The 26,731-nt window shown below is 32.8% G+C and carries 32 protein-coding genes and 1 riboswitch; all 32 genes read right to left on the bottom strand.

The window, feature by feature from the left end; translation table 11 throughout:
* Positions 1-33: 33 nt before the first annotated feature.
* The gene (gene hemL, locus HNR33_RS05815) at positions 34-1,335 is read right to left on the bottom strand and encodes a glutamate-1-semialdehyde 2,1-aminomutase (RefSeq protein WP_429081120.1); all 1,302 of its coding nucleotides are present in this window, start codon (positions 1,333-1,335) and stop codon (positions 34-36) included.
* Complete coding sequence (hemB, locus tag HNR33_RS05810; RefSeq protein WP_429081117.1) at positions 1,335-2,318, bottom strand: porphobilinogen synthase; 984 nt, start codon at positions 2,316-2,318, stop codon at positions 1,335-1,337. The genes hemL and hemB overlap by 1 nt, the downstream gene beginning before the upstream one ends.
* The gene (cobA, locus tag HNR33_RS05805; RefSeq protein ID WP_429081115.1) at positions 2,296-3,825 is read right to left on the bottom strand and encodes a uroporphyrinogen-III C-methyltransferase; all 1,530 of its coding nucleotides are present in this window, start codon (positions 3,823-3,825) and stop codon (positions 2,296-2,298) included. The genes hemB and cobA overlap by 23 nt, the downstream gene beginning before the upstream one ends.
* Positions 3,815-4,720: a hydroxymethylbilane synthase gene (gene hemC, locus HNR33_RS05800; protein WP_429081112.1), complete on the bottom strand. Its 906-nt coding sequence runs from the start codon at positions 4,718-4,720 to the stop codon at positions 3,815-3,817. The genes cobA and hemC overlap by 11 nt, the downstream gene beginning before the upstream one ends.
* Complete coding sequence (locus tag HNR33_RS05795; protein ID WP_429081109.1) at positions 4,698-5,318, bottom strand: precorrin-2 dehydrogenase/sirohydrochlorin ferrochelatase family protein; 621 nt, start codon at positions 5,316-5,318, stop codon at positions 4,698-4,700. Before HNR33_RS05795 ends, hemC begins: the two co-directional genes overlap by 23 nt.
* Entirely contained in the window at positions 5,305-6,555 is a 1,251-nt protein-coding gene (gene hemA / locus HNR33_RS05790; RefSeq protein ID WP_429081107.1) for a glutamyl-tRNA reductase, read from the bottom strand. Before hemA ends, HNR33_RS05795 begins: the two co-directional genes overlap by 14 nt.
* A complete protein-coding gene (locus tag HNR33_RS05785; RefSeq protein WP_429081104.1) occupies positions 6,524-7,384 on the bottom strand; it encodes an energy-coupling factor ABC transporter ATP-binding protein in 861 nt (286 codons plus the stop codon). Before HNR33_RS05785 ends, hemA begins: the two co-directional genes overlap by 32 nt.
* Positions 7,365-8,045, bottom strand: coding sequence for a cobalt ECF transporter T component CbiQ (cbiQ, locus tag HNR33_RS05780; protein WP_429081102.1), 681 nt, complete (start codon positions 8,043-8,045; stop codon positions 7,365-7,367). The genes HNR33_RS05785 and cbiQ overlap by 20 nt, the downstream gene beginning before the upstream one ends.
* Positions 8,029-8,319 carry an energy-coupling factor ABC transporter substrate-binding protein gene (locus HNR33_RS05775; protein WP_429081099.1) on the bottom strand — a complete coding sequence of 97 codons (291 nt, stop codon included), beginning with the start codon at positions 8,317-8,319 and terminating at the stop codon, positions 8,029-8,031. Before HNR33_RS05775 ends, cbiQ begins: the two co-directional genes overlap by 17 nt.
* The gene (locus tag HNR33_RS05770) at positions 8,303-9,034 is read right to left on the bottom strand and encodes an energy-coupling factor ABC transporter permease (RefSeq protein WP_429081098.1); all 732 of its coding nucleotides are present in this window, start codon (positions 9,032-9,034) and stop codon (positions 8,303-8,305) included. The genes HNR33_RS05775 and HNR33_RS05770 overlap by 17 nt, the downstream gene beginning before the upstream one ends.
* A gap of 61 nt (positions 9,035-9,095) precedes the next feature.
* On the bottom strand, positions 9,096-9,830 hold the full coding sequence (locus HNR33_RS05765) for an ABC transporter permease (RefSeq protein WP_429081096.1): 735 nt from the start codon (positions 9,828-9,830) through the stop codon (positions 9,096-9,098).
* A gap of 1 nt (position 9,831) precedes the next feature.
* Positions 9,832-10,671, bottom strand: a complete 840-nt coding sequence (locus tag HNR33_RS05760; RefSeq protein WP_429081093.1) for an ABC transporter ATP-binding protein — start codon at positions 10,669-10,671, stop codon at positions 9,832-9,834.
* A 12-nt stretch (positions 10,672-10,683) separates the two neighbouring features.
* Positions 10,684-11,469 carry an ABC transporter ATP-binding protein gene (locus tag HNR33_RS05755; protein ID WP_429081091.1) on the bottom strand — a complete coding sequence of 262 codons (786 nt, stop codon included), beginning with the start codon at positions 11,467-11,469 and terminating at the stop codon, positions 10,684-10,686.
* Entirely contained in the window at positions 11,469-12,551 is a 1,083-nt protein-coding gene (locus HNR33_RS05750; RefSeq protein WP_429081088.1) for a FecCD family ABC transporter permease, read from the bottom strand. Before HNR33_RS05750 ends, HNR33_RS05755 begins: the two co-directional genes overlap by 1 nt.
* Before the next feature lie 33 nt (positions 12,552-12,584).
* A complete protein-coding gene (locus HNR33_RS05745) occupies positions 12,585-13,598 on the bottom strand; it encodes an ABC transporter substrate-binding protein (protein ID WP_429081086.1) in 1,014 nt (337 codons plus the stop codon).
* Between the two features lie 99 nt (positions 13,599-13,697).
* A riboswitch (cobalamin riboswitch) is annotated at positions 13,698-13,885 on the bottom strand.
* Between the two features lie 41 nt (positions 13,886-13,926).
* Positions 13,927-14,292, bottom strand: a complete 366-nt coding sequence (locus HNR33_RS05740) for a sirohydrochlorin chelatase (RefSeq protein ID WP_429081083.1) — start codon at positions 14,290-14,292, stop codon at positions 13,927-13,929.
* A 15-nt stretch (positions 14,293-14,307) separates the two neighbouring features.
* Positions 14,308-15,060: a cobalt-precorrin-6A reductase gene (locus HNR33_RS05735; RefSeq protein ID WP_429081080.1), complete on the bottom strand. Its 753-nt coding sequence runs from the start codon at positions 15,058-15,060 to the stop codon at positions 14,308-14,310.
* Positions 15,057-15,797, bottom strand: coding sequence for a precorrin-3B C(17)-methyltransferase (gene cobJ, locus HNR33_RS05730; protein ID WP_429081078.1), 741 nt, complete (start codon positions 15,795-15,797; stop codon positions 15,057-15,059). Before cobJ ends, HNR33_RS05735 begins: the two co-directional genes overlap by 4 nt.
* Positions 15,790-16,818: a cobalt-precorrin 5A hydrolase gene (gene cbiG, locus HNR33_RS05725; protein ID WP_429081075.1), complete on the bottom strand. Its 1,029-nt coding sequence runs from the start codon at positions 16,816-16,818 to the stop codon at positions 15,790-15,792. The genes cobJ and cbiG overlap by 8 nt, the downstream gene beginning before the upstream one ends.
* Positions 16,815-17,573: a precorrin-4 C(11)-methyltransferase gene (cobM, locus tag HNR33_RS05720; protein ID WP_429081073.1), complete on the bottom strand. Its 759-nt coding sequence runs from the start codon at positions 17,571-17,573 to the stop codon at positions 16,815-16,817. Before cobM ends, cbiG begins: the two co-directional genes overlap by 4 nt.
* Complete coding sequence (cobI, locus tag HNR33_RS05715; RefSeq protein WP_429081071.1) at positions 17,570-18,277, bottom strand: precorrin-2 C(20)-methyltransferase; 708 nt, start codon at positions 18,275-18,277, stop codon at positions 17,570-17,572. The genes cobM and cobI overlap by 4 nt, the downstream gene beginning before the upstream one ends.
* A 4-nt stretch (positions 18,278-18,281) precedes the next feature.
* Entirely contained in the window at positions 18,282-18,875 is a 594-nt protein-coding gene (gene cbiT / locus HNR33_RS05710) for a precorrin-6Y C5,15-methyltransferase (decarboxylating) subunit CbiT (protein ID WP_429081069.1), read from the bottom strand.
* The gene (cbiE, locus tag HNR33_RS05705) at positions 18,865-19,488 is read right to left on the bottom strand and encodes a precorrin-6y C5,15-methyltransferase (decarboxylating) subunit CbiE (protein WP_429081068.1); all 624 of its coding nucleotides are present in this window, start codon (positions 19,486-19,488) and stop codon (positions 18,865-18,867) included. Before cbiE ends, cbiT begins: the two co-directional genes overlap by 11 nt.
* On the bottom strand, positions 19,481-20,599 hold the full coding sequence (cbiD, locus tag HNR33_RS05700) for a cobalt-precorrin-5B (C(1))-methyltransferase CbiD (RefSeq protein ID WP_429081066.1): 1,119 nt from the start codon (positions 20,597-20,599) through the stop codon (positions 19,481-19,483). Before cbiD ends, cbiE begins: the two co-directional genes overlap by 8 nt.
* A gap of 1 nt (position 20,600) precedes the next feature.
* Entirely contained in the window at positions 20,601-21,227 is a 627-nt protein-coding gene (locus HNR33_RS05695; RefSeq protein ID WP_429081063.1) for a precorrin-8X methylmutase, read from the bottom strand.
* Between the two features lie 53 nt (positions 21,228-21,280).
* The gene (locus HNR33_RS05690) at positions 21,281-22,027 is read right to left on the bottom strand and encodes an AIR synthase related protein (RefSeq protein WP_429081061.1); all 747 of its coding nucleotides are present in this window, start codon (positions 22,025-22,027) and stop codon (positions 21,281-21,283) included.
* Between the two features lie 12 nt (positions 22,028-22,039).
* Entirely contained in the window at positions 22,040-22,552 is a 513-nt protein-coding gene (locus HNR33_RS05685; RefSeq protein ID WP_429081059.1) for an ECF transporter S component, read from the bottom strand.
* Positions 22,553-22,647: 95 nt separating this feature from the next.
* The gene (locus HNR33_RS05680; protein ID WP_429081056.1) at positions 22,648-24,012 is read right to left on the bottom strand and encodes a cobyrinic acid a,c-diamide synthase CobB; all 1,365 of its coding nucleotides are present in this window, start codon (positions 24,010-24,012) and stop codon (positions 22,648-22,650) included.
* An 11-nt stretch (positions 24,013-24,023) separates the two neighbouring features.
* A complete protein-coding gene (locus HNR33_RS05675; RefSeq protein WP_429081054.1) occupies positions 24,024-24,614 on the bottom strand; it encodes a histidine phosphatase family protein in 591 nt (196 codons plus the stop codon).
* The gene (gene cobS / locus HNR33_RS05670) at positions 24,611-25,345 is read right to left on the bottom strand and encodes an adenosylcobinamide-GDP ribazoletransferase (protein WP_429081051.1); all 735 of its coding nucleotides are present in this window, start codon (positions 25,343-25,345) and stop codon (positions 24,611-24,613) included. The genes HNR33_RS05675 and cobS overlap by 4 nt, the downstream gene beginning before the upstream one ends.
* 7 nt (positions 25,346-25,352) lie before the next feature.
* A complete protein-coding gene (gene cobU, locus HNR33_RS05665) occupies positions 25,353-25,913 on the bottom strand; it encodes a bifunctional adenosylcobinamide kinase/adenosylcobinamide-phosphate guanylyltransferase (protein WP_429081049.1) in 561 nt (186 codons plus the stop codon).
* Between the two features lie 23 nt (positions 25,914-25,936).
* Positions 25,937-26,731 (bottom strand): ABC transporter ATP-binding protein, encoded by a 795-nt coding sequence (locus tag HNR33_RS05660; RefSeq protein ID WP_429081047.1) that lies wholly within the window; start codon positions 26,729-26,731, stop codon positions 25,937-25,939.

The following is a 26,731-nucleotide window of genomic DNA, read 5'->3' as shown; positions in this document are numbered from 1 at the left end:
TCAGTCCTGTTCATAAGAGCTTTAGAGATACAGCTACTTAAGTGTTTCTCTTATATATGTTAATACTTCATGAGCTGCTTCTATTGTTTTTTCTATATCTTCATCTGTATGAGCAGTAGATAAAAATATACCTTCGAATTGAGCTGGAGGAAGCAGCATTCCTCTTTTTAACATTTCTCTAAAAAACAAGGCATACATTTCTGTATCGCATTTCAAAACATCATCATAGTTTCTTAAAGGTGTATCTGCAAAAAATAAGCAAAGCATACCTTTAACTCTAACTACTATAGCATTTATTCCTAACTCACTAATACTTTTATTAAAGCCTCCCTCTAGCTTCTTAGCTTTCTGCTCCAGCTGCTGATAAATATCCTTATTATCTTTTAAAATATTAATAGTTCTATAACCCATATACATAGCAAGTGGATTTCCTGATAGTGTACCTGCTTGATATACTGGACCTACAGGTGACACCATTTCCATTATTTCCTTCTTACCACCGTAAGCTCCAACAGGAAGGCCTCCTCCTATTATTTTGCCAAAGCATGTCATATCAGGCTGTATATCATAAACTTGCTGTGCTCCTCCATATGCAAGTCTAAATCCAGTTATTACTTCATCAAATATTAATACTGAACCATGCTTTTCTGTTATATCTTTTAAGAATAGTAAAAATTCTTTATCTGCTGGAACAAGTCCCATATTTCCTGCTACCGGCTCAACTATAACAGCAGCAATATCATCACCATTTTGCTCAAATACACTCTTTACCGATTCTAAATCATTATATCTACAAACAATGGTATCTTTAATGGTGTCCTGTGGCACCCCTGGACTTGTAGGTACTCCAAACGTAATAGTTCCCGAACCTGACTTTACTAGTAGTGAGTCAGAATGTCCATGATAACAGCCTTCAAATTTTACAATTTTACTTCTGTTTGTGTATGCTCTTGCAACTCTTAATGCACTCATAGTAGCCTCTGTTCCTGAATTAACCATCCTCACCATTTCTACCGATGGATATGCTTCAACTATAAGCTTTGCCATATCAACCTCTATTGCTGAAGGTACTCCATAGCTTGTACCTTTTCTGATTACTTCGTCTACTCCTTGCAATATTTCCTCGTTGCTATGTCCTAAAATCAATGGGCCCCAAGAACAAATATAGTCTATATAGCAATTCCCATCAACATCATATATTTTGCTTCCCTTAGCCTTTTCTATAAAAATAGGATCTAGTCCAACAGATTTAAATGCTCTAACAGGACTATTAACTCCTCCTGGTATATATTTTTTTGCTTCTTCATATATTTTTTGAGATTTAGCGTTTCCCATTAAAATTTCTCCTTCTCATTCAATTTTCTAGCTATATGCTTTGCAAAGTAAGTTATTATTATATCAGCCCCTGCTCTTTTAATAGACAATATTGCTTCCATAATAGCATCTTCAGAAAGCAATCCATTGCCTACAGCAAGCTTCAACATAGCATATTCTCCACTTACATTATATGCTGCAACAGGTGCATTAAAATTATCTTTTACACTTTTAATAACATCAAGATAAGAAAGTGCCGGCTTTACCATAACTATATCTGCACCCTCTTCTATATCTAAACCAACTTCTATTAAGGCTTCTTTACTGTTAGCAGGGTCCATCTGATAAGTCTTTCTATCTCCAAACGAAGGTGCTGAATGAGCAGCTTCTCTAAAGGGTCCATAAAATGCAGATGCATATTTTGCGCTATATGCCATTATAGAAACATTACTATATCCTTTCTCGTCTAATCTTTTTCTAATATATCCAACTCTTCCATCCATCATATCTGATGGTGCAACCATGTCTGCTCCTGCTTCAACATGACTTATAGCTATGTCAGCAAGATACTTTAATGTTTCATCATTATCGACAATTCCTTTTTCTGTAAGAATACCACAGTGACCATGGTCAGTATATTGACACATGCATATATCTGTTATTACTAATACATCTGGACAATACTTTTTTATCTCTCTTACTGCTTTTTGGACAATTCCATCAGTTGTATATGCTTCACAGCCAAGCTTGTCCTTTTTTTGAGGAACACCAAATATTAAGAAACTTTTAATTCCTAATTCTTTTGCCTCATTAATCTCTTCAATCAATTTATCTATAGAGAAATGGTAATTATCTGGTAAAGATTTTATCTCTTCTTTTATTCCTTCACCTTCTACTACAAATAAGGGGTATACCAAATCATCTATACTCAGCTTTGTCTCTCTTACTAAAGCTCTTATTGCTTCATTTGTTCTTAATCTTCTAGGCCTTTTTATCATTTGCATTTGCACCACTCCTTATGTCATCTATAATACAATCTAATATCCCATTTATTGTATAAACTTCAGCCTCTTTATACACCTCTAATCCATAAGACTTTATGGTTTTAGAAGTAACTGGACCAATTGAAATAAGCTTTACCTTTTTTAACTTTTCAATATTTTTACTACCCAATATAGCAAGCAAATTTTTTACTGTAGATGAGCTTGTAAATGTAATGTAGTCAACTTCATCAGAGTCTATCAAATTCTCTAGCTCAATATCAGTATTTTCAATATCTGTGCAATAAATCTGTATTTCATCAACACTACAAATTTCTTTTAGAGAATCTACAAGATACTTTCTAGCCTCTTTAGCACGAGGAACTAGTATATTATCAGTTGACTTTATTTCATCCTTCAACATATCATAAATGTATTCAGCTACATATTTCTCAGGAGTAAAATCTGCTCTTATTCCCCATTTTTTCAACTCTTCAGATGTAGCAGGTCCAATAGATACTATCTTACAATGTGCAAGTCTTCTGCTATCATACCCCATATCAAAAAGAGTATTTAAGAATATATCTACTCCATTTACACTTGTTAGCAATATATAATTATACTTTTCAATGTTATCAATAGCATCTTTTAATCTTTTGTTAGAAGCAATTTTATTTATCTTTATAGTAGGAATTTCTATTGCATTTCCACCTAAATTGTTTATTTCATCTACTAAAGAACTATTTTGTGTTCTTGATCTTGTGACAACAATATTTTTCCCAAATAAAGTTTTCTCTTCAAAAAAATTAAGGGTCTCTCTAAGTCCTACTACTTCACCTACCACTATAAGACTAGGAGACTTAATATTTTCACTAATTACTCTCTGATATACATCTTCCAATGTTGCAGTCAACACCTTTTGCTTTGGTAAAGTAGCATAATTTATAATAGCTACAGGTGTACTAGAACTCATCCCATTGCATAAAAGATTATGCACGATTTTCTGTAGATTACTCATACCCATCAGAAAAACCAAGGTTCCTTTTAAAGAAGCTATAGCCTTCCAATCCAGCTCCTCACTGTCTTCCATAAGATGTCCAGTTATTACATGAAATGAAGTTGAAATTCCCCTATGTGTAATAGGTATTCCTGCATAACATAATCCACCAATAGCAGAAGTAATTCCTGGCACTACTTCAAAGTCTACTCCATTATTATAAAGATACTCACCTTCCTCTCCACCTCTTCCAAAGACATAAGGATCTCCACCTTTTAATCTAGCAACTACTTTTCCTTCTACAGCTTTATCTGCTATAAGCTTATTTATGTTTTCTTGACTTAATGTATGATTACTTGACTCTTTACCAACATATATTAATTCGCAGTTATCTTTTGCATATTTTAATAACTTATTATTTATTAATCTATCATATATTATCACGTCAGAAGCTTTTATTGCTTCAAGACCTTTTATAGTCAATAGCTTATAATCTCCTGGGCCTGCACCTACTAAATAAACCTTACCGTTCATTACTACCAATCTCCTTCATAATCAAATAAGCCAGATCTTTAGCTATTTTTTCTTCCTCCCCAATTATGCCATCCATAGTTTTTCTAATAATTATACCTCCATCAGTTGTTCCTAATAACCCATCAAGCTTTATCCTATCACCTTCTATAGTACATAGTGCCCCTATTGGTATGTGACATCCTCCGTTAACAGCCTCTAAAAACGTTCTTTCAGCTGTAACCTGTATTTGTGCATTTCTATCAGCTATTTTGTCTATTATATCCTCTAAGTCTTTTCTACATTCTTTAATTTGTATTGCTAAGGCACCTTGTGCAGGCGATGGAAGCATAATATTTTCTGACAGATAACAGCTTATCTTTTCGGTTAATCCCATTCTTTTAACTCCGGCTGCAGCCAATATTATACCATCAAGATGTTCATCGTCAATTTTTCTTATTCTAGTATCAATATTTCCTCTTATAGGAACTATTTCAATATCTGGCCTATATCTTAATATTTGATACTGTCTTCTTTTACTTCCTGTCCCTATTTTACCTCCATTAGGTACATCATCTAAGCTTTTTAATCCTTCTCTTAATATGAGTACATCTCTAAAATCTTCTCTTTTTGGTGTGTTGCAAAGCTTAAGTCCCTTTGGCATAACAGATGGCATATCTTTCATGCTATGGACTGCTATGTCAATAGTTCCTCCTAAAAGCTCCGACTCTATCTCTTTTACAAAAAGTCCTTTATCGCCTATTTTATCTAAAGCTACATTTTGTATTTTATCACCTTTTGTCTTTATTATCTTAATTTCAAAATCAGCTACTGGAGCTACCTTTTTAAGTTCGCCTATAACCCATTCAGTTTGTGTTATCGCTAACTTACTCCCTCTAGATCCTACTACAATTTTCATAATACATTCTCCTTTTTTCAAGCTCTTCTATATTTAAACTAATTATTTCATTAAGAATTGTTTTTCTCCGATTTTTATCCTCACATTTTCTTAATACTAACTCTCTTATCTGACCTAATAATTCCACATGGCAGTCATATTTCTCTGTATACTTGTTTTCTAATTGCCTAATTATATTTGAAGACAATGAAGGACTTTTGCCTTCTGTAGATACAGAAATTACAAGACTACCCCTTTTTATGCTTGAAGGTATTATAAAATCGGACATTTTATAATTATCAACTATATTGCATAGTATATTATTTTTATTACAATAAACTAATATGCCATTATTTACTGTTTTAGAAGAAGTAGCTGCTATTACTAAAAAGGAATCTTTTATATATTCCTCTTTAAATTCATCAGTTATTATCTCTAACTTTTCTTTTAATAAATCAAAGCCATCAACAAAAAATGGACTTACTACTTTAACTTTTAAATTGTATTCCAAAAGTTTAGTAATCTTTCTTAAAGCAACATTTCCTCCGCCTATAACTGTAATATTCTTATTTTCTAAGTTAATCATCACAGGATAAAACAAGTCATCACTCCATCCCAAAGTCAAATAAATCTTCTATTACTTCAATATACTCTTCTAACATAATCTGGTCTTCTATCTTCTTTAGATTAATAATTGGTTTTCGTAAGATTCGTTTTAAAGCAGAATTAACCATTTTCTGAACTATCTTCTTATCTCTAGAATTCAGGTCAAGCTTTCTATATAAATACTCTAAGGTATCATTTTCTATTTTATTACACTGTTCATTTAATGTTTTTATAACAGGGTCCACCTTAGACATGTTGACCCATGAAACAAATTCATCTATATCTTTTTTTATTATTGCTTCAGCCTTATTACAAAGCTCTCTTCGCCTTTTTTCATTATCATTTGAAACTTTATTTAAATCATCAATATTATATAGTCTTATATTACTAATCTCTACTACTTTTTCATCTACATCTCTTGGCATTGCCATATCCATTATATAAAGTTCTCTATCTGAATCAAGCATGTTTTCTTTTTTTATTATTGTATGGGATGATGAAGTAGCACTAATCAAAATATCAACTTCCTTTAGAATTGAATACCTATCATCATATTCTACAGGTGTAATACTTGGATAATAATCTAATATTTCCAAAATTTTTTTACAAGTTCTATTTGTTAAATATATTTTTTCTAACTCCTCTTCCATAAGATACTTGAGAGAAAGCTTTCCCATTTCTCCAATACCTATTATTAGAGCTTTTTTTCCCTTTAAGCTACCTATTTTTTCTTTTAAAAATTTGACTCCTATATAGCTAATTGAAAGAGGATATTCTGATATTTTCAAGTTGTTCTTTATATTTTTAGCAGTAGTTACAGCCTCCCTAAATAATTTATTTAGTATTTTTTTACTGGCTCCTAGATTCATTGAAAATAAATGTGCATCCTTTACTTGTCCTAGAATCTGGTCTTCTCCTAAAACTATCGACTTTAATCCTGTAGTAACCGCAAATAAATGATATACTGCTTCATATCCTTTTTTAACAAAAAGAAAATCATCAGCTAATTGAATTTGAGCAAAGCTAGAATACAGTTTCTTAACAATTTCAATCTTATTATCTATATCTTTCTTAGTATCTACTATATATATCTCACTTCTATTACATGTAGAAACTATAACAACCTCTTTTATCTCATAATCTAATAAATAATTTATTATTTCAATTTTTTTTGAATCTACAAATGACACCTTTTCTCTAATCGAAGCTGGTGCTGTATTATGGTTTACACCTATCACTGCTATTTTCAACGTTATTCCTCCAATACTCATATAAATCCTGCTCTATCCTAAAAAGAGGTATGCCCATATTTTTATGAAGCTTAACAAGCCATGGCTCTTTAAGTTTAGCTTGTTGCAATATGTCCTCTTTTAGAAAAATATTTTCTATTTTATCTTCTGCTATGATATTTCCATTATCAAGTATATAAGCATAATCGCAAAGACTATATATCAAATCCATATTATGACTTGATATAATAACCTTTTTGCCTTTATCAGATATATCTTTTAAAATGTTGATTACAGATTCCGTCATATTTGGATCTAGTCCAGCCGTTGGTTCATCAAACAAAATAACGTCATTATCCATTGCTAGTATTCCTGCTATTGATACTCTCTTTTTCTGACCATAACTTAAAAAATGAACAGGCTTATCTTTAAAGCCTTCAGCTCCAACACTAATTAATGCATTACTAACTCTTGTAGCAACTCCATCTTTATCTATCCCCATATTTCTTGGTCCAAAAGCTATATCATCGTAAACTTTTGAGTAGAATATTTGCTTATCAGGATCTTGGAATACTATTCCTAATGACTTTCTAAGCTTAAGAAGTGATTTTTTATCATACTTCATTTCTTTATTATCAAAATATACCTTTCCTTTAGTTGGCTTTAATATTCCTACTAAATTTAGAAACAAAGTACTTTTGCCTGAACCATTAGCTCCCAATATACCTATTACATTGCCAACATTTATATCTATATTTACATTGTTTAATGCTAAAGTATTATCCTCATATCTATACGTAAGATTTTCTGTTTTTATCATGGTATCTCCTTTACATATGAAATTCTTCATCAAAACCTCTACATTGGAGTGCTATTTCCATGTCTTTATATCTTTTAAATACTCTTATAAAAAGAACTGCAATTAAGCATGATAATGAGTTGTATGAATTTCTTAATCCAGCATACCCAAACCTCATTTTTTGTGCTATATATATTTCTCTAGATTCCTCTAAAAATATAAATATAAATCTATATATAAGAACAGTCATCTCTATAAAAACCTTTGGAATCTTAAGCTTATAGAAAACATGTGTCAAATCATTTATAGGCGTTGTAAGCACTAAAAAAAAAGTACAGCTTATTGATGCTAACGCCCTAGACAATAAAACAATAGCTGCATTAATAGACTGTTGAGTTATAACAAAATTAATATTAGATATTTTAAATCCATATATATATTGGATATCATCTTTAGTAACAGAGATAAGTATTGCTATTATACTTAATAATAAAAATGATGTAGGGATTAATAAAATTCTAATATAGTTTTTTAAAGGGATTTTTGCTACAAAAACAGTAACTAGAAGCATTGTAGAAAAAATAAAGATATGAATAATTATATTCTCAATAAATAATGAACTAAGCAATAATCCTATGGCAAAATAAAACTTTGCCATAGGATTAAAATCTTTTAGTTTATTTGTATATGCATACTTATCTATTATAAGCACTATTTTTCTTTCCTTTCATGTATCCAATACTATAAAAAACAACACCTGCACCTAATGCAGCCTGTAAGCTGAATAATAAGCTTTCTATTTCTCCACTTGGTGGCTCCCATAGAGGTTCAAACCAAGGCTCGTAAGATGGATTTATCTCTGTTATTGCTTCTTCAGCCATTCCATCTGCTCCACCAAATTCTGCATCACTTTTTATTATTAATGGAATTATCACTATAAGTCCTACTAAAATTAATAATACTATATTTTTAGTTAAAGTTTTCAATCAAATCACCCTCCTCTGACTTATATTCTATTATAAGATTATAAACAATAACTGAAAGCAACCCTTCTGCAATTGCTAGTGGTATTTGTGTAATAGCAAATATGGACATGAATTTTGCTAATGACGCTGCAAATCCACTTGCTGGGTCAGGATGTGCCATTGCAATCTGAGTAGCTGTAACAGCATATGTGGCCAAATCCCCTAATGCAGCAGCTAAAAATACTGCTAATTTTGCATTTGCGCCATTTTTTCTTAATAACTTGAAAATGCCGAATGAAACTAATGGTCCTACGACTGCCATAGAAAATGCATTAGCACCTAATGTAGTTATACCACCATGTGCTAATAGAAGTGCTTGAAATAATAATACTATTAGTCCTAAAGCGCTCATAACCGTTGGACCAAATAATACTGCCCCTAGTCCCACACCTGTTGGATGTGAACAGCTTCCTGTAACTGAAGGAATTTTAAGTGCAGATAATACAAAAACAAATGCACCTACTAATGCTAAAAGCAGCTTTTTATTTGGTTGTGTTTTTACAATTTTATTAACATTTGAAAATCCTTTAATTACAAATGGAAGTGCAGCTAATGTCCAAATAACAGCCCATATAGGAGGTAAAAATCCTTCCATAATATGCATTGCAGATGCAAAACTTGGTGAAACTAGTATTAAGCAGACGATAATAAATAATGACAGTTTGTTTCTTTTCATTTACATTCCCCTCTCTTTTATTATTTTTCTTAAATTCATAGCACGCTTTTAAAAAATCACGCTATTCCATTTCTCTGAAGCCTGCCATTACCCCTAGAAAATAAAAGACAATAAAATATGCTACAAGAATAACTACTGAATATATCTGCATCTCTCCATTAAGTGCTATAGCTCTGAGTGCGTGTGTTGAATGAGTTAATGGCAATAGATTTATTAGTATTTTTATTGCTTGTGGAACCTTGTTTAAAGAAAAAAATGTTCCACATAAAAACGTCATAGGAGTAATTACATATGTTGTAAACCTGTTCATATCATAATGACTATTAATAATCATAGCTGCAAAATATCCAAATGCAGAAAATAAAAGACTGTTAAGAAAACATACCAAAATGAATAGTAAATTTACTTTGATATATACTCCAAATATGAAAGAAATAATTAATATTATTAAACCTGCGTACATCCCTCTTAAAGTCCCAGCAAGAATATGACCTAAAGTAAGTAAATAAATATTTACTGGAGAGGTTAAATAGTATTCAAAGCTTTTTTCATGAATCTTAGATATGTTTATTCTGATAGATACAGCATTGAAGCTTGTATTCATGGTAGATAAAGCAATAATACCAGGTATGATAAAGTACATATAGTTATAGCCTTCTACTACTACATTTTCACCCAATCCCCATCCAAATGCTATTAAATATAAAAGCGGACTCATGACAGCAGAACCTGTTATTTTTATAATCCTTCTTCTAAAAAAAATAATCTCTCTCCATAAAATTGTCATAACTTCCATGCTATTTTACCTTCCTGTTTGTAAAGTTATAGAAAACATCCTCTAAGGTTGTATTTCTTAAGGTATGTGCTGTTATTAATTCTGATGCATATGCTTTTGCAGCCTCTATCGTGCTAAAATGCATATATTTAGTTTTGTGTTGTTCATCAAAATATTCCACAGTAAATTTACCTAGCTTATTCCTTAAATTCTCAGGTGTATCATAATAGAAAATCTTACCTTTATCCATTAAGCTAACTTTGTCACATAGATACTCTGCTTCTTCTATATAATGAGTAGTTAATAAAATTGTTTTACCTTTATTCTTCATAGTTTTTAAGATATCCCATATTTTTCTTCTAGCATTTAAATCTATTCCGACTGTAGGTTCATCTAAAAACAATATATTAGGATTATTAATCAATGCCTTTGCTATCATAAGCTTTCTTTGCATTCCCCCTGAAAGCTTTTTAGTTTCTCTCTTCTCTACATCCTTGAGCTCAACAAATTCTAGCAGCTCATTAACTCTTCTTTCTGTTTCTGTCTTGCTTAATTTATTTAACTTGGCACTAAAAATAAGATTTTCTTTTACAGTAAGCTCTTTATCTAGATTTGTGTATTGTGGCACAATACCTAGCTGTTTCTTTAACTCATTATTGTTACGACTCATCTCCAACCCATTCATAATGATTTTTCCTTTAGATGGCTTTAAAAGACCAATCAGCATTCTGATCAATGTTGTTTTACCTGCACCATTAGGTCCTAGTAACGCAAAAAAATCTCCTTCTGGTATTGTCAAGCTTACATTATCTACTGCAGTAAAATCATTGAATCTCTTAGTTGTTTCCATTATTTGTATCATAAGATTTTCTCCTTAACCTGTTGTTACCTTTTGTGGAATAAAGTATGGACATTTATTAGTTAAGTCTTCATAAGCATCAGCTTCTATTCTAAATACTTTGTTTAAAAGATCTTTATTTATTATACTTTTTGAGCTTCCATATTTATATATTTCACCATCTTTAATAGTATATATTTTGTGAGAATAACGAATAGCTTGATTTAAGTCGTGTAAAACCATTATTATTGTAAGCCCTAAAGTGCTATTCAGTTCTTTAATCAATTCAAGAATTTCTAATTGGTATGAAATATCTAAAAATGTTGTTGGCTCATCTAGTATTAATAGCTCAGGCTTCTGAGCTAAAGCCATAGCAATCCATGCTCTCTGTCTTTCTCCGCCTGATAAAGTATTAACAGCTCTGTGTTTTAGTTCAGTCATTCTTGTCTTGCTAATAGCCCAATCAATAATTTGATAATCTTCTTTCTTTAATCTGTTTCCAAATCCTAAATGTGGATATCTCCCATAACTTACTAATACTTCAACAGTAAAATCACCTGGAACGTTTCTTATCTGTGGCAAAACAGCTACTTTTTTTGCCACTTTCTTAGCATCTGTTTTACGTAAATCCTCTTCATCCAGTAATATCCTGCCCTTTGATGGCTTTAAATATCTTGAAATAGCTTTTAGAACAGTTGATTTTCCACAACCATTTGGACCTATTATCGTCACTATTTCACCTTTATTAACTCCAATGTTAACATTTTTCACTATCTCTTTTTTCCCATAGCTCAAATATAATCCTTCTGTTTTTAAAACCATTATTCCATAGCCTTCCTTTCTCTTAGCAAATACAAGAAAAACGGTGCTCCTAATATAGACATCACTATCCCTACCGGAATTTCAACTGGATCAAATACCAGCCTAGCTACTGTATCACACAGCATAACCACTGTTGCCCCAAGTATTGCAGTAGCAGGAAAAAGATACCTATAATCTGAACCTATAATAAGTCTAGCGGTATGTGGTACAATAAGTCCTACAAACCCTAAAAGACCAACAACACTTACTGCACTTGCAGCCAGTAATGATGCTAGTATTATAAAAAGCAATCTCGTTCTTTCAACATTAAGACCCAACCCTGTAGCAATCTCATCACCAAGCATCAATATATTCAGTTTTTTTGGCAATAAAAATGTTATTGCTATTCCTAAAGCTGCATATGGCCATAACATATTAAAATGTGGCCATGTTCTAGCTGAAAGGCCTCCAACCATAAATCCAATTACGCCTGCTATACGGTCTGGAAAAAACGTCATAAGAGAATTAATCCCTGCTCCAAGCAAAGAAGACACTGCAACACCAGCGAGAACTAGCCTCATAGGATTAATTCCATCTTTCCAAGCCAATAGATATATGAAAATAGTTGATGATAATGCACCAACAAATGCTCCCAACGGAACAAGATAGTAATAGCTTGGAAAGAGTATCATGATGATATAGGCCACTAAGCCTGCTCCAGAAGAAACTCCAATTATATTAGGTGCAGCAAGGGGATTTCTCATTACTCCTTGTAATATAGCACCAGATAATGCTAAACATATTCCAACTAAGCCTGCTACTAAGGTCCTAGGAAATCTTATGTTCCATATTATTTGATGATTAACTGTATCATTCTCCATAAATATGGCTTTAATTACTTGACTTATTGAGATGTCTAAAGAGCCCTTACTTACGCTAATGAGAAAACTTGCTAAGCATATCGCTAACAGTATAATCAGAATTGTAATCTTTCTCTTATGACTTGTTTTGTTGGCTTTATCAACTAAGCTTTTCATTTTATTTTTCCCACTCTTTTTAATGAGCTCCATACTATCATCCTTTATTGGTAGTTTTGTTATCAAATATCCGCTTCTAAAGACAATAGGATATTTATTTTATTTAAAAGTTTCAGGATATAATATTTTAGCTAATCCTTCGTAAGCCTCTCCATATAAAGCATTTGGCTTGTAAAGATATAATTCTTTTGGTAAATACAAATATCTTCCTTCCTTCACAGCTCTTAGTGACCCCCAGGCTGGATTAGACTCAACATCCTTAACTAGTCTATCTTTTATTTCATCAATATCTCCCATCGTTTGAACAAGTATAAAGTCTGGATCTCTCTCTACTACTTTTTCCATACTAAAAATTTCCATTTTCTCATCAGTTAACTTTGCATCATAGGCAATGTTTTCAGCACCTAAGTCCTGAAGCATATCTCCAACAAAACTATTTGGTAATTTAACTGTTACTCCCTTAGCTGTTGCAAACATCAATAAAACTGTTGGTTTTTTATCTTTCGGTACACTTGCAATTATATCGTCAACCTTTTCTTTTACTGCAATAGCTTTTTCTTCAAATAAATCAGGTCTTTTATTTAATTCTGTGAATACTCTCATTGTTTCTATATATTGTTCAAAGTTATCATACTCAATTGCAAGATAACGTATTTTATTTTGCTTTAATAACGGAATAATATCACCTTGCCCTTTCATACCAGGTCTTAAGATAATTAAATCCGGTTGCATTGATAATATTTTTTCCATATTTGGTGAAGTCATAGTGCCTACTATTTCAGCATTTTCTGCACCTTCTGGAGCTTTTTCTCGACTTTCTATTGTTCCTATTACTGTTCCGCCTGCTTCATACCATAAATCTAAGTAAGAGTTATATAAACATATAACGTTTTGAGGTTTTTTATTAACAGTAACTTGCTCACCTAAGCCATCAATAAATGTTACACTATCCTTGTTTTTATTGTCTTCTTTTCCATTATTGTTAGCATTTTCTTGTGAATCAGTGATCTGGTCAGTTGACTGTCCCGAAGTTGGATCATTAGTTTTACTACACCCTGAAAACACTGATATAACTAGGCACAAAGCTAATAAAATAGTAAGTATTTTTTTCATAAAATTCACCTTTCCTTTGTTTAATTTTAAGCAATAAAAAAAACCTTGTACGAATACAAGGCAAAATAGACATAACTATTCTTTAATGCTCAGGTTCCGTAAGCATGAAACATAATAGGTATCCTGACTCAGGTTCATAGCATCATTGCACCTTCCCGGTTTTAATACCAGTGGCAATAAGCAATGTGCTCTCCTTTACAGTGGCGGCCCCGTGCTGGATTTTCACCAGCTTCCCTATATATAACTATTTTTTTTTCAAGGTATTTCTTATTACTTTTATCTTGTTAACCAATTAGATTATATTTGAATTGTATGGTATTGTCAATATCTAAACAATTTCTTTTGCTCTTTCAATTAATATATCTGCAAGCATAGGCTCTGCCCCTATAGGTCTCGCCATTTTAAAATTTACTCCAGTATGTTTTTTAGATAGTTCTTCAATTATTTCTGGAATATCTTCTTTTATGTGTATGCCTTCATACAGAAAATATGGTACTACTAATATTTCTTCAACCTGTTTTTGTATTATTTCTTCAACTACGTTAGGTATAGAAGGCTCACAAATCTCCATGTGTGCTCCTTCTACTATGCTGTAGTCTGATTTGTCTTTTACTAGCTGAACGATTTTGTTGAAAATATCCTGTGCATCCTTTGATCTGCTTCCATGTCCTACTATTAGAACTGCTCTTTTCATAGTAAACACACTCCTTTAGTTTTTATCCTTTTTTAAATAATTAATTAGGTCTTCTATATTATTAAAAGTATTAGTATAGTCTACTTGTGGTCTTTCAATCAGTACTATATTTATTCCAAGATTTATTGCCGCAGCAATTTTTTCATCTGTACCACCTATTGTGCCGCTATCTTTAGTTACAACATGCTTTATGCTATACTCTTTATATATTGCCTTGTTCAGTTCTATGCTAAATGGTCCCTGCAATCCTAATATCTGCTTTGGAATAAGACCTATTTCTCCACATTTTGAAATAGCCTCTATTGTAGGTAGAACTCTAGCATATATCCTATCCTTTCTGTTAATAGCTGAAAAACACTTAATATTATTACTGCCAGTAGTTAGAAGAATATTGCCTTGTGTAGTGTTGAGAAATTTTATAGCTTCTTCATAGGTTTTAAATCTATTGACATTATCAATTTTCGTTGGTCTTCTTTCATACCTTAAGTATGTTATAGATTTATTATTACAGCTATTAATGGCATTTTCTGATATCTGCTTTGCATATGGATGTGTAGCATCAATTACACATCCTATTTTTTCCTCATCTATTATTCCCTCAATTTCAGATTGTGTAAGTTTTTGAGATATGACAGTAACATTCATATCTTGATCTATTAAAGAGCCTCCATATTCAGTAGCTGTTGTAGCTAATACCTTAAAGTTATTTTCAATCAACTTCTCTATTATCATTCTACCATCTTTGGTACCTGATAATACAAGTATCACAATCTATACCCCCTTGGAGTAAGCATTTTGCCATTTTTAATGTAAGTATTCGAGTTTCCTATTATCACCATAGTGAACATATCTATCTCATTCTCAAGCATTTTTCCCAAAGTTGTAATAACAGTAGTTTCACCTTTTCGTTTTGCATTTCTAACTATACCGACTGGAGTATCCTTTGATTTGTATTTTAAGAGTATATCTCTTGCAACATTTATGTGCTCTGGTCTTCCATTACTCTTAGGGTTATAAATACAAGTCACAAAATCTCCATCGCCAGCACAATGTAGCCTTTTCTGTATCAAATCCCAATCTGTTAATAAATCACTTAAGCTTATTACAACGTAATCATGCATAATTGGAGCTCCAAGACTTGTAGCAGCAGCATGCGATGAAGTAATACCAGGTACAATTTCGACTTCTACATCATTTTCATATTTATTTGCTACCTCAAGCATTATACCTGCCATTCCATATACTCCTGCATCTCCACTGCTTACTATTGAAACAGCTTTTCCGTTAATTGCATATTTCAATGCTTCTTCACAGCGGTCCACTTCTTTTTTCATTCCTGATGAAGCAACTTCTTTTTCAGTAATCAGATGCTCAATCAGTTTTATATACGTTTTGTACCCAACTATGACATCAGATTGGGCTATAGCGTTTAAAGCTGCCGGAGTCATATGCTCGGCATCACCAGGCCCTATTCCAACTACAAATATCTTACCTTTATTATTCATATATATTTTCCTCCAATAAACATACTGTCACTCCTTGTGCAGAAGTTTTTCTCATAATAAAATGTCCTTTCGTTGATGAAAGATATGCACAAGGCTCACATACAGCTCCTACCCCTATAGTCTTTTTAACAAAATCAGAGGTTTCAAAGCTTTCTTCTACTTTTTTTATCTGTTCTCTGCTTATAATCTTAAGTGGCACATTAAAGTATCTTGAAGCTTCAATAATCCCTTGTTCGTTTTGCTTTATATCAACAGTTGCAAAATGTCTTATACTTTTAGGATGAATATTATTAATATCTAGAAATTTATTCACAGCTTCAACAATATGGTCTTTCTGTATTCCTTTTCTACACCCTATTCCCACAACTATATTTTTAGGTATAATCTGAACCTTAGATGAAAAAAAACTAAATTCTTTTTTGTTAGTTATATATATTACTCCTTTTATGTCCTTGCAATCATCATTTGCTTTAACGATGTTTTCTGGAAGATTGAAAGATATCGGAATATCTGATTTTATCCCCACTTTTTCTTTATTAACTATTAATGCTGTTATATTTTTTGCTTCATCAAAATTATCTAATACACAATTTAGTTTCATAGCAATAGTATCAACTGCCATGCTGTCATTTACATCTGAAGCAGTAGTGATAACAGGCTTTGCACCTATTTTTTCACCTAACAATCTAGCTGCATTGTTTGCTCCTCCTAAGTGACCAGAAAGAAGACTTATTACAAATTCACCTTTTTCGTCCATCACTAATATTGCTGGGTCTATAGCTTTATGCTTTATGTGCGTTGCAATAGTTCTAACTACAATACCTGTAGCCATTATAAAAATTAAAGTAGAATATTTATCAAATATACTACCAACAAAATCTTCAAGCCTGCCCTCTATCTCAAAGACTTGACTTTCCTTCCATTTAGGAAGAGTGTATATATCTACTTCTGAAATAATACTTTTTATTCTTTTTGCCTGCTCTAATCCACCTTTAGTAAGTGTCAATACAGCCCATCTCACTCTTTCGCACTCCTATATTCATGACTAAAGCTTTTATCATAAAGCTTTGAAAGCTCATATTTATTTCCCAAGAAATTTCCGACTAATATTTGTGCTGTTTTATTTATACCAGCTTTTTTTACCTTTTCACTTATGTCCATCAATGTTCCTAGAACTATTTTCTGGTCACTCCATGTAGCTTTCTGCACTACAGCTACAGGTGTTTCTTTATCATAGTGTTTTCTAAGCTTTTCAACTACTTCATCTATCATTTGCACAGAAAGGAAAATTGCCATTGATGCTTTATGTGATGCAAGACTGTCTAAGCTCTCCTCTATTGGTACAGGTGTTCTTCCTTCTAGTCTAGTACATATCACGGTCTGTGAAACTGCTGGTAATGTAAATTCTTTTTTTAACGCTGCTGCTGAAGCTACGAATGAACTTACTCCAGGTATTACCTCACATTCTATATCCATTTCCTCTAATAAATCTATCTGTTCTCTTATTGCACCATATATACTAGGATCTCCAGTATGCACTCTTGCTACAGATTTTCCAGCATTAACACTAGTTCTTATCACATCTATTACTTCATCTAGTGTCATAGAAGCGCTATTATATACTTCAGCTTCTTTTTTCCTACAATCAATTATCATGGGATTAACTAGCGAACCAGCATATATAATTACATCTGACTGCTCTACTATTTTTTTACCCTTCACTGTAATCAAATCGGGATCTCCAGGGCCTGCTCCTATAAAAAATACTTTTCTCATCTAATTCCGCCTTTCTTTATTATGACTGTTGAAAGATATGGAACCTGCTGATCTCTTAATCTTCCAACACTGTGAGATATTTCTTCCTCATTATTACTACATTTAGATATCATGACAAAATTATCATTTAGCTTTCTTTCGTTAATCTTGTCAGCAAGTTTTTTATTATCATGAGATGGCTTCATAATTACTATGTTATCAAAGTTATCTAATATTTCATCTAACCCATCTAGTCCTCTCCTAAGTGGTAGTATACACAAGGTTTCATCTCCACTTGCAAGAGGAATATTTACCCTACTTGCAGAAGCACAAAATGATGTGATACCTGGTATAGTTTCTATGTCAATATCACGCTCTCTTAAGAAGGGCAAAAGATACATATATGTGCTGTAAACACTTGGATCACCCAATGTAAGAAACGCTATATTCTTGCCTGAGCGTAGCACATCTGCTATTATTTGTGCATTTTCCTTCCATTTTTCATTAAGTGTGTTTTCATTGTATGTCATTGGAAAATGTAGCTTCAATGTTTGCATATCATCCGATAGATAATCTTTTGCAATATTAAAAGCAATGCTTTCAGTATCCTTTTTGCCCTCCGGACACACTACAACATCAATATTCTTTAATATATTTACCGCTTTGACTGTTATTAACTCTGGATCTCCAGGACCGACTCCTATTCCATAAAATTTTCCAACCACTTTATCACCTCTTTGTTGCAGATATTATATATATTGGATTTTGAGCTTCCATCATAGTCAAGTTAGCTATGCTTCTACTTTTAGAGATAGCTACATGAACAACCTCAATATCATCATAATTTCTGCTTTTTAAGTTATCTAATGATTTATACACAGTTTCAATTGTGATGGCATTGATTATAGCTCTACCATTCTGTTTTAAATTCATATCAAGCCAATCAAATATACCGTTTAGATTTCCTCCACTTCCCCCGATTATTGCCTTATCTACTGTTGGAACAACTTCAAGTGCACTAGGTGCAACACCTTCAATAATCTGGATGTTTTTTACTTCAAATTTAGCTTTGTTTTTTATAATAAGCTGTACCGCTTCTTCGTTTCTCTCAACAGCATATATCTTTCCATTAAAGGCTTGTAATGCTGCTTCAATTGATATGGACCCAGTTCCAGCACCGATGTCAACTATTATGTCGTTATTATTGATTCTCAATTTCCCTATTGTTATACTTCTTACCTCTTCTTTAGTCATGGGAACCATGCCACGTATAAACATCTCGTCAGGAATCCCAGGAGTTTTATGCCTCCATTTATTTTCCATCAACTATCACCACCACACACATGTCATATGTGTTACTATCAACTATTTGTTCAACGCTTCCTCTTGTTATTCTTTCATTATCATAAGACAGGTTTTCTCCTATATAAATAGTTCTGTCAGATACTCCTTTTGATAATAATTCTTTTGCAATATTTGTAGGAGTCCATTTTTTATCAGTTAATAGTCCGACCTTCTTATATTTTTTAACCATATCAACAAAATCATTTTCTCTGCCATGAAGGCTTCCTATATATGCATCCTCCCAGCTATATCCTATCCTTGCAAACATATATTGTAATGAGCTAATACCTGGTATAACTTGAAGCATATCGTTGTCTAAATGCTTTTTTAAATATCTAAGCAAGCTATAAAAGCCTGTATCTCCTGAAACTACTACAACTATTTTATGTCTTAAATGATTGTCTTTTATAATATCTATAACTTTGCTTAAGTCAGCAGTAATAGGGAAGACTGTTTTTCCACTAGTATCTATGCTTTGTAGATTTCTACTTCCACCAATGATTATGTCTGCTTCATTAATTATCTTTATAGCTATAGGTAGAATATAATCTGGATGCCCAGGTCCCAATCCTACAACAGATATCTTATTCATCTTTTAATTCCTCCATAAGTCGACGTCCTTTTGAGCAAACTCCAAGAAGTCCATGCTTTAAAGAAAACAACACCGTCCCTATCTTCAAGCTTTCTCTAGCTCTATCTTCGCATCTTTCTGATATTCTTTCTGCTATAAAAGTAAATACACTCTCCATGTTGTCAGATAATACATAATCAATAGCTTCTTCTGTAGTGATACTATTCATTATGCTTTCAACTAGTTTCTGCGAACAGCCTTGCAACGCGCAATATGCAGCAAGTGCCTCCATTCGCCCGTCTGCTGTTTTACTGTGAGTATTAAATATTCCTGAAGCCACTTTTATCATCTTGCCAATATGTCCTACCCACAATATCTCTTCAAATTCATATTCAACGGCTTTATCTATCATAAAACCAATAAAGTTACTAGTTTTAACTAAAATATCTTCTCTTATATGAATAGTTCTACCAAAATCTCGTCCATAATTACCAGGTGAAAAAATAACTCTTTTAACTCCTTGAGCTTTGAGCATTGAAAGTTCAATTGCGAGAGACTCCTTTAATGCTTCCTCTGACATAGGCTCTACTATGCCTGTAGTGCCTATTATCGATATCCCTCCTACAATTCCAAGCTTTGGGTTAAAAGTCTTTTTTGCTAACTCTACTCCTTCCGGAGCAAATATTTCAATTTTTATTCCTTTATTTGAAGGTAGTACTTTTTTTAATTCTTTCATAATCATTTGTCTAGGCACAGGATTAATAGCATATTCTCCCACAGCTACTGAAAGACCTGGTTTAGTAACCTTTCCTATTCCGATTCCGCCAGTTAATTCTACTGTATCTCCTTCATTCTTTTCTACCTTAGCGTAAATCCTGATTCCATCTGTTGAATCTGGATCATCGCCGCTATCTTTTATTACACAACAGCTAACATAATCCTTCTCTATATCTATATCATGTATGTCAAGGCTTAAATCCCATCCCTTAGGGGTTTCTATTTCAATTTCTGTTACTGCTCGCTGTAAAAAAAGCATCATTGTAGCAGCCTTAGCAGCTCCAGCAGCACAAGAACCCGTTGTATATCCGTAACGGAGTTTTTTGCCACCCTTTGTTATATACTGATTTAGCATGTTATATCCTCTTTATCATGTATAGGAGAGCATTTATGATAGCAGCAGCTACTGGACTTCCACCTTTTCTACCTCTAGTTATGATATAAGGTATACCTGTTTCAACTATTGCATCCTTAGATTCCTTTGCTCCAACAAAGCCAACAGGTACTCCAATTATTAAATCAGGCTTTATTCCTTCCTGCTCTATTAGTCTCTTGAGTTCAAAAAGTGCTGTTGGGGCATTACCTATTGCAAATATCTTTATTCTTTCGTCGTGTGCAGCCTTTTCAATACTAACCATAGATCTTGTTATGCCTCTTTCTTTGGCTTCTTTTGCTACTTCAGCGTCATGAACAAGGTTTATTACCGTTCCTCCAAGCTCAGTTAGAACTCTTTTGTTTATTCCTCCAAAAATCATTTGCGTATCTGCATAAATATAGCTTCCCTTTAGCAATGCATTTATTCCTGCTTCAATTGCATTAGGATGAATGTCTATAAGGTCTGCATATTCAAAATCGGCTGTTGTATGAATAACTCTTTTTATAATTTTTGCTTCTTTTTCATCAAATTTTTTATCTCCAAGCTCTTCTGTTATTATTTCAAAGCTTCTTGTTTCAATTTCAAAAGGATCTTTAACGTAGTCCAACTGAATACCTCCTTATTGATTATTTTACAAATTCGATTTTTTCTTTTATATCATTAAGCAAATCTTCCAATTATATTAACCGGTATACCTATTGAAGCTCTAAATCTATCAAAGTATCTTTGATTTATCGAACATATTGCACATGTTGCAGGTCCGGCTGACTTTTTAATATCAACCACTAAGTTATCAAATAATTCAAAGCTTAGATTATTTGTCGCCGCTAATTGTTCAAGCTCATATAAAATACCTTTTGACCCTACAGGCAATATTTCGCTAACATCTGAATTACTCACTAACTGTTGCAATATGGGAATAGATAAAATCTCTTTACCTCCATCCTCCAAAACATCATTACCAACCTTAGGTATACCTACCACTACAGCTAATTCTTCTGATTTAGTAGTAGGTATCTTCCAATTCTTCTTATCTGCTATACCAATGATTGTAATTCCCATTGCTGTTTGGCATACTGGAAAATTCTCTTCTGTGCTTCCTGTAATTATATCATTTTCATCAAAGCATAAAGGCTGTAAAGCTTTTTTTACTCCATCTATGATTTTCTTTCCCGTATCATTCATTTCAACTGCAAGTGTATTAACTACTGTCACAGGGGTAGCACCTACTGCCAAGACTTCTGATAATGCAACTTGTGTAGTAAAATACCCTACGATATCTGGTGGCGCGTTAACTATATCTCTTTCCTTTTCACCAATCCCACCACAAGAATCACATGATATAACTAAAATCTGATCCTTGTTTATGTCTATCAGTGTTAAATCTCTAAATTTAGATATTTTCATTATCTCAGCTTCCTATCTCATTCTTTTATTTAAAACCTTATGAACAACATACGCTAAAATAACATTTGCCGCTGATGCAATGGTAAGTGGAAGGATAACCACACTGAATAATGCCCAACCATTGAACGGTAATCCAAGCATAATTGATGTTGGTACTGCAATCAAAGCAGCAACAGGACCATTCAGTATAATTGCAGCTATAGAAGCTAATATCCCATTGCTCTTTATATATATCCATCCAAATAAATAACCAAATAAAGCCATTTCTAAGGCTACAATAATGTGCATAGGTACTGTAAGAGGAAAGCCACTTGTTACTGCTGTTAAAATATGACCTAATCCTGCTACTAATGCTCCTGCAGCTGGTCCTAAGAATAATGCTGCAAAGAATCCTGGCATTGAATCAAATGCAATAGTTCCTTGTATTTTAATTAATGATCCTACTGCTGAAAGCGCTATAAGCATTCCACAGTATGTTATTCTAGTAATACTACCTTTTCTTACGATACTTTCATTTGCTTTCATTTTTATCCTCCTAACAAACAATAATTTTGTAATGCTAAACCAAAATTTGAATATGAATAAAAAAGAATAAGTATACAATAAAGCTTTTGAGAAATTTATATGCCCATATGCTTCTTACATTTGCCAATGAACTCCATAACAAAATCTAAGTTACTATAAAAATGAACATGTGGATATCCAGCAACTGTATTTTTCTTTATTAATCCTTCCTTCCACCTATCAACTATCTCTTTATTTCTTATTTTAAAAACATCATAGTAGTAATTTAATTCAGGCTTAGTTTCAATTATTGAACGATGAAATTCGTGTCCCTTTATTTCTACTCTTGATTCAGTATGCACTTCAACATATCCAAATCTCTGAAGTCTTTTTGTCATTTTAGATTTAGTAGGGAAAAATCCTACCATATTATAATTATTTCCACCCATGTCCTCAATACTTTCAGTTAAATACATCAGTCCTCCACATTCTGCATATGCAGGAAGACCATTTTCTAAATATTTTCTTATACTATTACGAAACTCAGCATTGTCTTGGAGCTCTTTTGCAAAAATTTCTGGAAATCCTCCACCAATGTATAACCCATGTATTCCATCAGGTATATCCTTATCATAAAGAGGGCTAAATGGAATAAGCTCAACGCCTATTTCTTCTAGTAGCTTCAAATTGTCTTGATAATAAAAGCTAAAAGCCTTGTCCCTTGCTATGCCAAGCTTTATACCGTTCCCATTTCCTTTGATTTCGTCACAAGGGTTTTTCACATTGCTAGGAACTGGTGGACTTGCAGCTATTTCTTCAAAAATATCTAGATCTATGTGTTGCTCAATCATCTGAGTAAGCATCTTTATTTTTTCTTTTAAGCTATCTACTTCTTCTGCTGGTATAAGTCCTAAATGCCTGCTGTTTAATGATATGTCAAAATTTGAAGGCAAATATCCTAGGCAAGGTATTTTTGTATCTCTTTCTATTGCTGTCTTTAATAGATCATAATGAGATTTACCAGAAACTCTATTGAGTATTATTCCTTTTACTGAAACACCTTCATCATATAGCTTAAAGCCCAGTGCTACTGCTGCTGCACTTGAAGCCATCGCCTTAGCATCTATGACTAATATTACAGGTGCATTTATTATCTTAGAAACATGAGCTGTACTACCCTGATCTTTCTCTGTTCCAAAGCCATCAAATAGTCCCATTACGCCTTCAATGACACCTATATCATGATTTTTCATATTTCTTTGGAATAGAAATTTTACTGTTTCTTCAGATAAAAGCCAGCTATCAAGATTATGGGATGAATTTCCCGTAACAAAAGCATGAAACCCTGGGTCTATATAATCAGGTCCAACTTTAAACGGTGCTACTCTTTTTCCTCTTTCAGTTAATGCAGCCATTATTCCAAGACTAATAGTTGTCTTTCCACAGCCACTATGAGTCCCAGCTATTACTATTCGATTCATATATTACCCCTTTATTCACTAGTAGTTAATTTTCTTAGAAATCCAAAATTGTCACTATATTCTATCTCAGCATATCCACCTGGTGGACATTGAAAATGCCACATCTTATCTAAGCCTAAGTCAAGCAAATAGGTTATTATTGTTTGAATAATTCCCCCATGTGTTACTATTAAGCAAGTATCTTTTTTATTTTTTAGGCTATCTACGAATTTAATGATTCTATCATACACATCAATCAAGTTTTCGCCTTCTGGTATCCTGTAGTTTACATAGTCTTCAGTCCACATCTTCCACTCAGTTTGATATTGACTTTGAATTTCATCACCAGTTTTCCCATCAAATACTCCAAAATTCATCTCTTTTAAGCAATCAACTGTACAAATCTGCTTATCTATAACCTTAGATATGGCTTTTGCAGTACTCATTGTTCTTGGAAGAGGGCTCGAATAAATACACTCTATATCCTCATATGTCTTTAATGCCTTTCCAAGCTTTCTTATCTGCTTTTTCCCATTATCAGTAAGAGGATAATCAGTCCACCCACTATATATTCCTCCTATATTTGCTTCAGTTTCACCATGTCTAGCTAATATAAATCTCATATAATCATTCCTCTCAGTAAATAAACAAATAATATGAAGAAAGTCTGTGACAGTTCTATTATAAATCCCATTGTATCTCCAGTCATACCGCCAAGCTTTCCTTTTATATAGTTTGTCAACATGATTACAATAATATATGTGATTAATATACTTAATAAAGCATTTACGGCTAAAATTGCAGAAGCCATAATAAAACTAAACGTTATAGCTATACCAGCCTCTTTTACACCACAGTTTTCAATAAATGCAGTTCCCATTCCACCTTCTTTTCTGGCATATTCACTGATAGACGCTGACAGTAATGCAGAGCTTCTTCCGATAATAGGAACAAGTATAAATACCTTGTAATCAATATAATAGGATAAACCAATATTAGATATTATTAAAATAATTATTCCAAGCACACCAAAGGTCCCAATCCTACTATCCTTCATAATTTCAAGCATTCTATCCCTGTCCCTGTTACTAAACACTCCATCAAATGTATCTGCTAATCCATCTATATGAAGTCCTCCAGTAAGCCAAATATATATTATCCAAACTGCAATTACTAATATAGGCTTATGAACATAGCTACTAAGCAAAGTTGGAGCATAGATAAGGACTCCTATTATTAGTCCAATGATAGGAAAAAGTTTAATCCCCTTTATTAAATCCTTCTCATCATATTCATAGTTGTATCTCACAGGTAGTCTTGTAAAAAATGTCATCATCAATAGTAAATTTTTCATAGTATCCTCACTTAATCCTTATTGGTATTCCAGAAACAGTCATATATACTTCATCTGCTTTATGTGCAAGATGTTGATTTACTCTTCCTGAAATGTCTCTAAAAATATTACCTAGTCTGTAAGATGGTACAAGCCCCATTCCTACTTCATTAGTCACAGCAATAAAGCTTTTATTATGTTTTTCTATAACCTTTAACAATTCATCTACCTGTTCAAAAATTCTTTTTTCTATAGCATCTATCTCTGACATAGGACATTTATCAAAATCCACTTCACTTTCCAGTAGTTGATTGGACACTAATAGAGTCATACAGTCTAAAAGAACCATATCAGAGTTCAAGAAATCTTCATTTTGGTCCATTTCTCTAAAATCCTTATACCTCTCGATAGTAGCCCAGCTTTGTGGACGCGACTCTTTATGTTTTTTTATTCTGTCCTTCATTCCATCATCAAAAGCAATAGCAGTTGCAATATATACAACATTCTTCCCAAGTTCCTTAGCTTTAGTCTCTGCAAGAGTGCTCTTTCCACTTCTAGCACCGCCCGTAATCAAAATAAAGCTATTCATACATTCACCTTCTTTGGTATTATTTAGATAGTACAAGCTAACATCTTAGGTATGATATATGGAGTATCATCACCATCTCTTCTTAATACATCCACCTGAACTCCATATACCTTTTCAATATTTTCTTCTGTAAGTACCTTTTCAGGACTATCCATTATCTTTATTTTCCCCTTATCTAATAGTACTATATAATCACTATATCTTCCTGCCAGATTTATGTCATGTAAGGTGGTTATTATAGTAAGTTTTTTTTCTTTGTTTAGTTTTTTGCAAAGGTTAAGTATTCCTATCTGGTATTTTATATCTAAATGAGACACTGGCTCATCAAGTATTAGAATTTCTGGCTGCTGTGTAAGAGCTCTAGCTATCATCACTCTTTGTCTTTCTCCACCACTTATTTCTTTGACACTTTTATCTCTCAGTTCCCATGTACCAGTGCTTATCATAGCATCTTTAGCCAGCTCAATGTCAGCTTTGCTTTCATTTTGGAACTTATTAAGATATGGAAATCTCCCCATCAATACTACATCAAAGACTGAAAAGTCAAACTGTACTTCACTTGATTGATGAACTACAGCTACAACCTTTGCTAGTTCCTTATACTTTATTTTAGAAACACTTTTGTTCTTAATTAGTATTTCGCCTTTATCTGGGCTAAGCAGATTACATATATTTTTGAGAAGTGTAGTCTTTCCTGAGCCATTAGGTCCAAGTATGCTAACAAAGCTTCCTTGCTCGATATTGAGGTCTATATCCCCTAATATAGGGGTTTGATCATATTTAAAGGTTAGATTATCTATACAAACAACAGAGTTCAT

Source organism: Brassicibacter mesophilus, from assembly GCF_050433385.1.
Taxonomy (GTDB): Bacteria; Bacillota; Clostridia; order Tissierellales; family Proteiniboraceae; genus Brassicibacter; species Brassicibacter mesophilus.
The sequence above is the reverse complement of the archived record's forward strand: the minus strand, read 5'-3'. Positions and strand labels throughout refer to the sequence as shown.

Coding starts and splice junctions, on each gene's coding strand:
- HNR33_RS05690 (WP_429081061.1), bottom strand. CDS start 22,027: ATGAAAATATCTAAATTTAGAGATTTAACACTGATAGACATAAACAAG.
- cobU (WP_429081049.1), bottom strand. CDS start 25,913: ATGAATAGCTTTATTTTGATTACGGGCGGTGCTAGAAGTGGAAAGAGC.
- HNR33_RS05770 (WP_429081098.1), bottom strand. CDS start 9,034: ATGAAAAGAAACAAACTGTCATTATTTATTATCGTCTGCTTAATACTA.
- HNR33_RS05680 (WP_429081056.1), bottom strand. CDS start 24,012: ATGAATCGAATAGTAATAGCTGGGACTCATAGTGGCTGTGGAAAGACA.
- HNR33_RS05745 (WP_429081086.1), bottom strand. CDS start 13,598: ATGAAAAAAATACTTACTATTTTATTAGCTTTGTGCCTAGTTATATCA.
- HNR33_RS05675 (WP_429081054.1), bottom strand. CDS start 24,614: ATGAGATTTATATTAGCTAGACATGGTGAAACTGAAGCAAATATAGGA.
- HNR33_RS05760 (WP_429081093.1), bottom strand. CDS start 10,671: ATGATACAAATAATGGAAACAACTAAGAGATTCAATGATTTTACTGCA.
- HNR33_RS05765 (WP_429081096.1), bottom strand. CDS start 9,830: ATGGAAGTTATGACAATTTTATGGAGAGAGATTATTTTTTTTAGAAGA.
- cobS (WP_429081051.1), bottom strand. CDS start 25,345: ATGAAAAATTTACTATTGATGATGACATTTTTTACAAGACTACCTGTG.
- hemC (WP_429081112.1), bottom strand. CDS start 4,720: ATGAAAATTGTAGTAGGATCTAGAGGGAGTAAGTTAGCGATAACACAA.
- HNR33_RS05740 (WP_429081083.1), bottom strand. CDS start 14,292: ATGAAAAGAGCAGTTCTAATAGTAGGACATGGAAGCAGATCAAAGGAT.
- cbiE (WP_429081068.1), bottom strand. CDS start 19,488: ATGAATAAGATATCTGTTGTAGGATTGGGACCTGGGCATCCAGATTAT.
- HNR33_RS05685 (WP_429081059.1), bottom strand. CDS start 22,552: ATGAAAGCAAATGAAAGTATCGTAAGAAAAGGTAGTATTACTAGAATA.
- HNR33_RS05755 (WP_429081091.1), bottom strand. CDS start 11,469: ATGGTTTTAAAAACAGAAGGATTATATTTGAGCTATGGGAAAAAAGAG.
- hemL (WP_429081120.1), bottom strand. CDS start 1,335: ATGGGAAACGCTAAATCTCAAAAAATATATGAAGAAGCAAAAAAATAT.
- HNR33_RS05785 (WP_429081104.1), bottom strand. CDS start 7,384: ATGAAGAATTTCATATGTAAAGGAGATACCATGATAAAAACAGAAAAT.
- cobA (WP_429081115.1), bottom strand. CDS start 3,825: ATGAACGGTAAGGTTTATTTAGTAGGTGCAGGCCCAGGAGATTATAAG.
- cbiD (WP_429081066.1), bottom strand. CDS start 20,599: ATGCTAAATCAGTATATAACAAAGGGTGGCAAAAAACTCCGTTACGGA.
- HNR33_RS05660 (WP_429081047.1), bottom strand. CDS start 26,731: ATGAACTCTGTTGTTTGTATAGATAATCTAACCTTTAAATATGATCAA.
- cbiT (WP_429081069.1), bottom strand. CDS start 18,875: ATGGAAAATAAATGGAGGCATAAAACTCCTGGGATTCCTGACGAGATG.
- cobJ (WP_429081078.1), bottom strand. CDS start 15,797: ATGAATAATAAAGGTAAGATATTTGTAGTTGGAATAGGGCCTGGTGAT.
- hemB (WP_429081117.1), bottom strand. CDS start 2,318: ATGCAAATGATAAAAAGGCCTAGAAGATTAAGAACAAATGAAGCAATA.
- cobM (WP_429081073.1), bottom strand. CDS start 17,573: ATGAGAAAAGTATTTTTTATAGGAGCAGGCCCTGGAGATCCCGATTTG.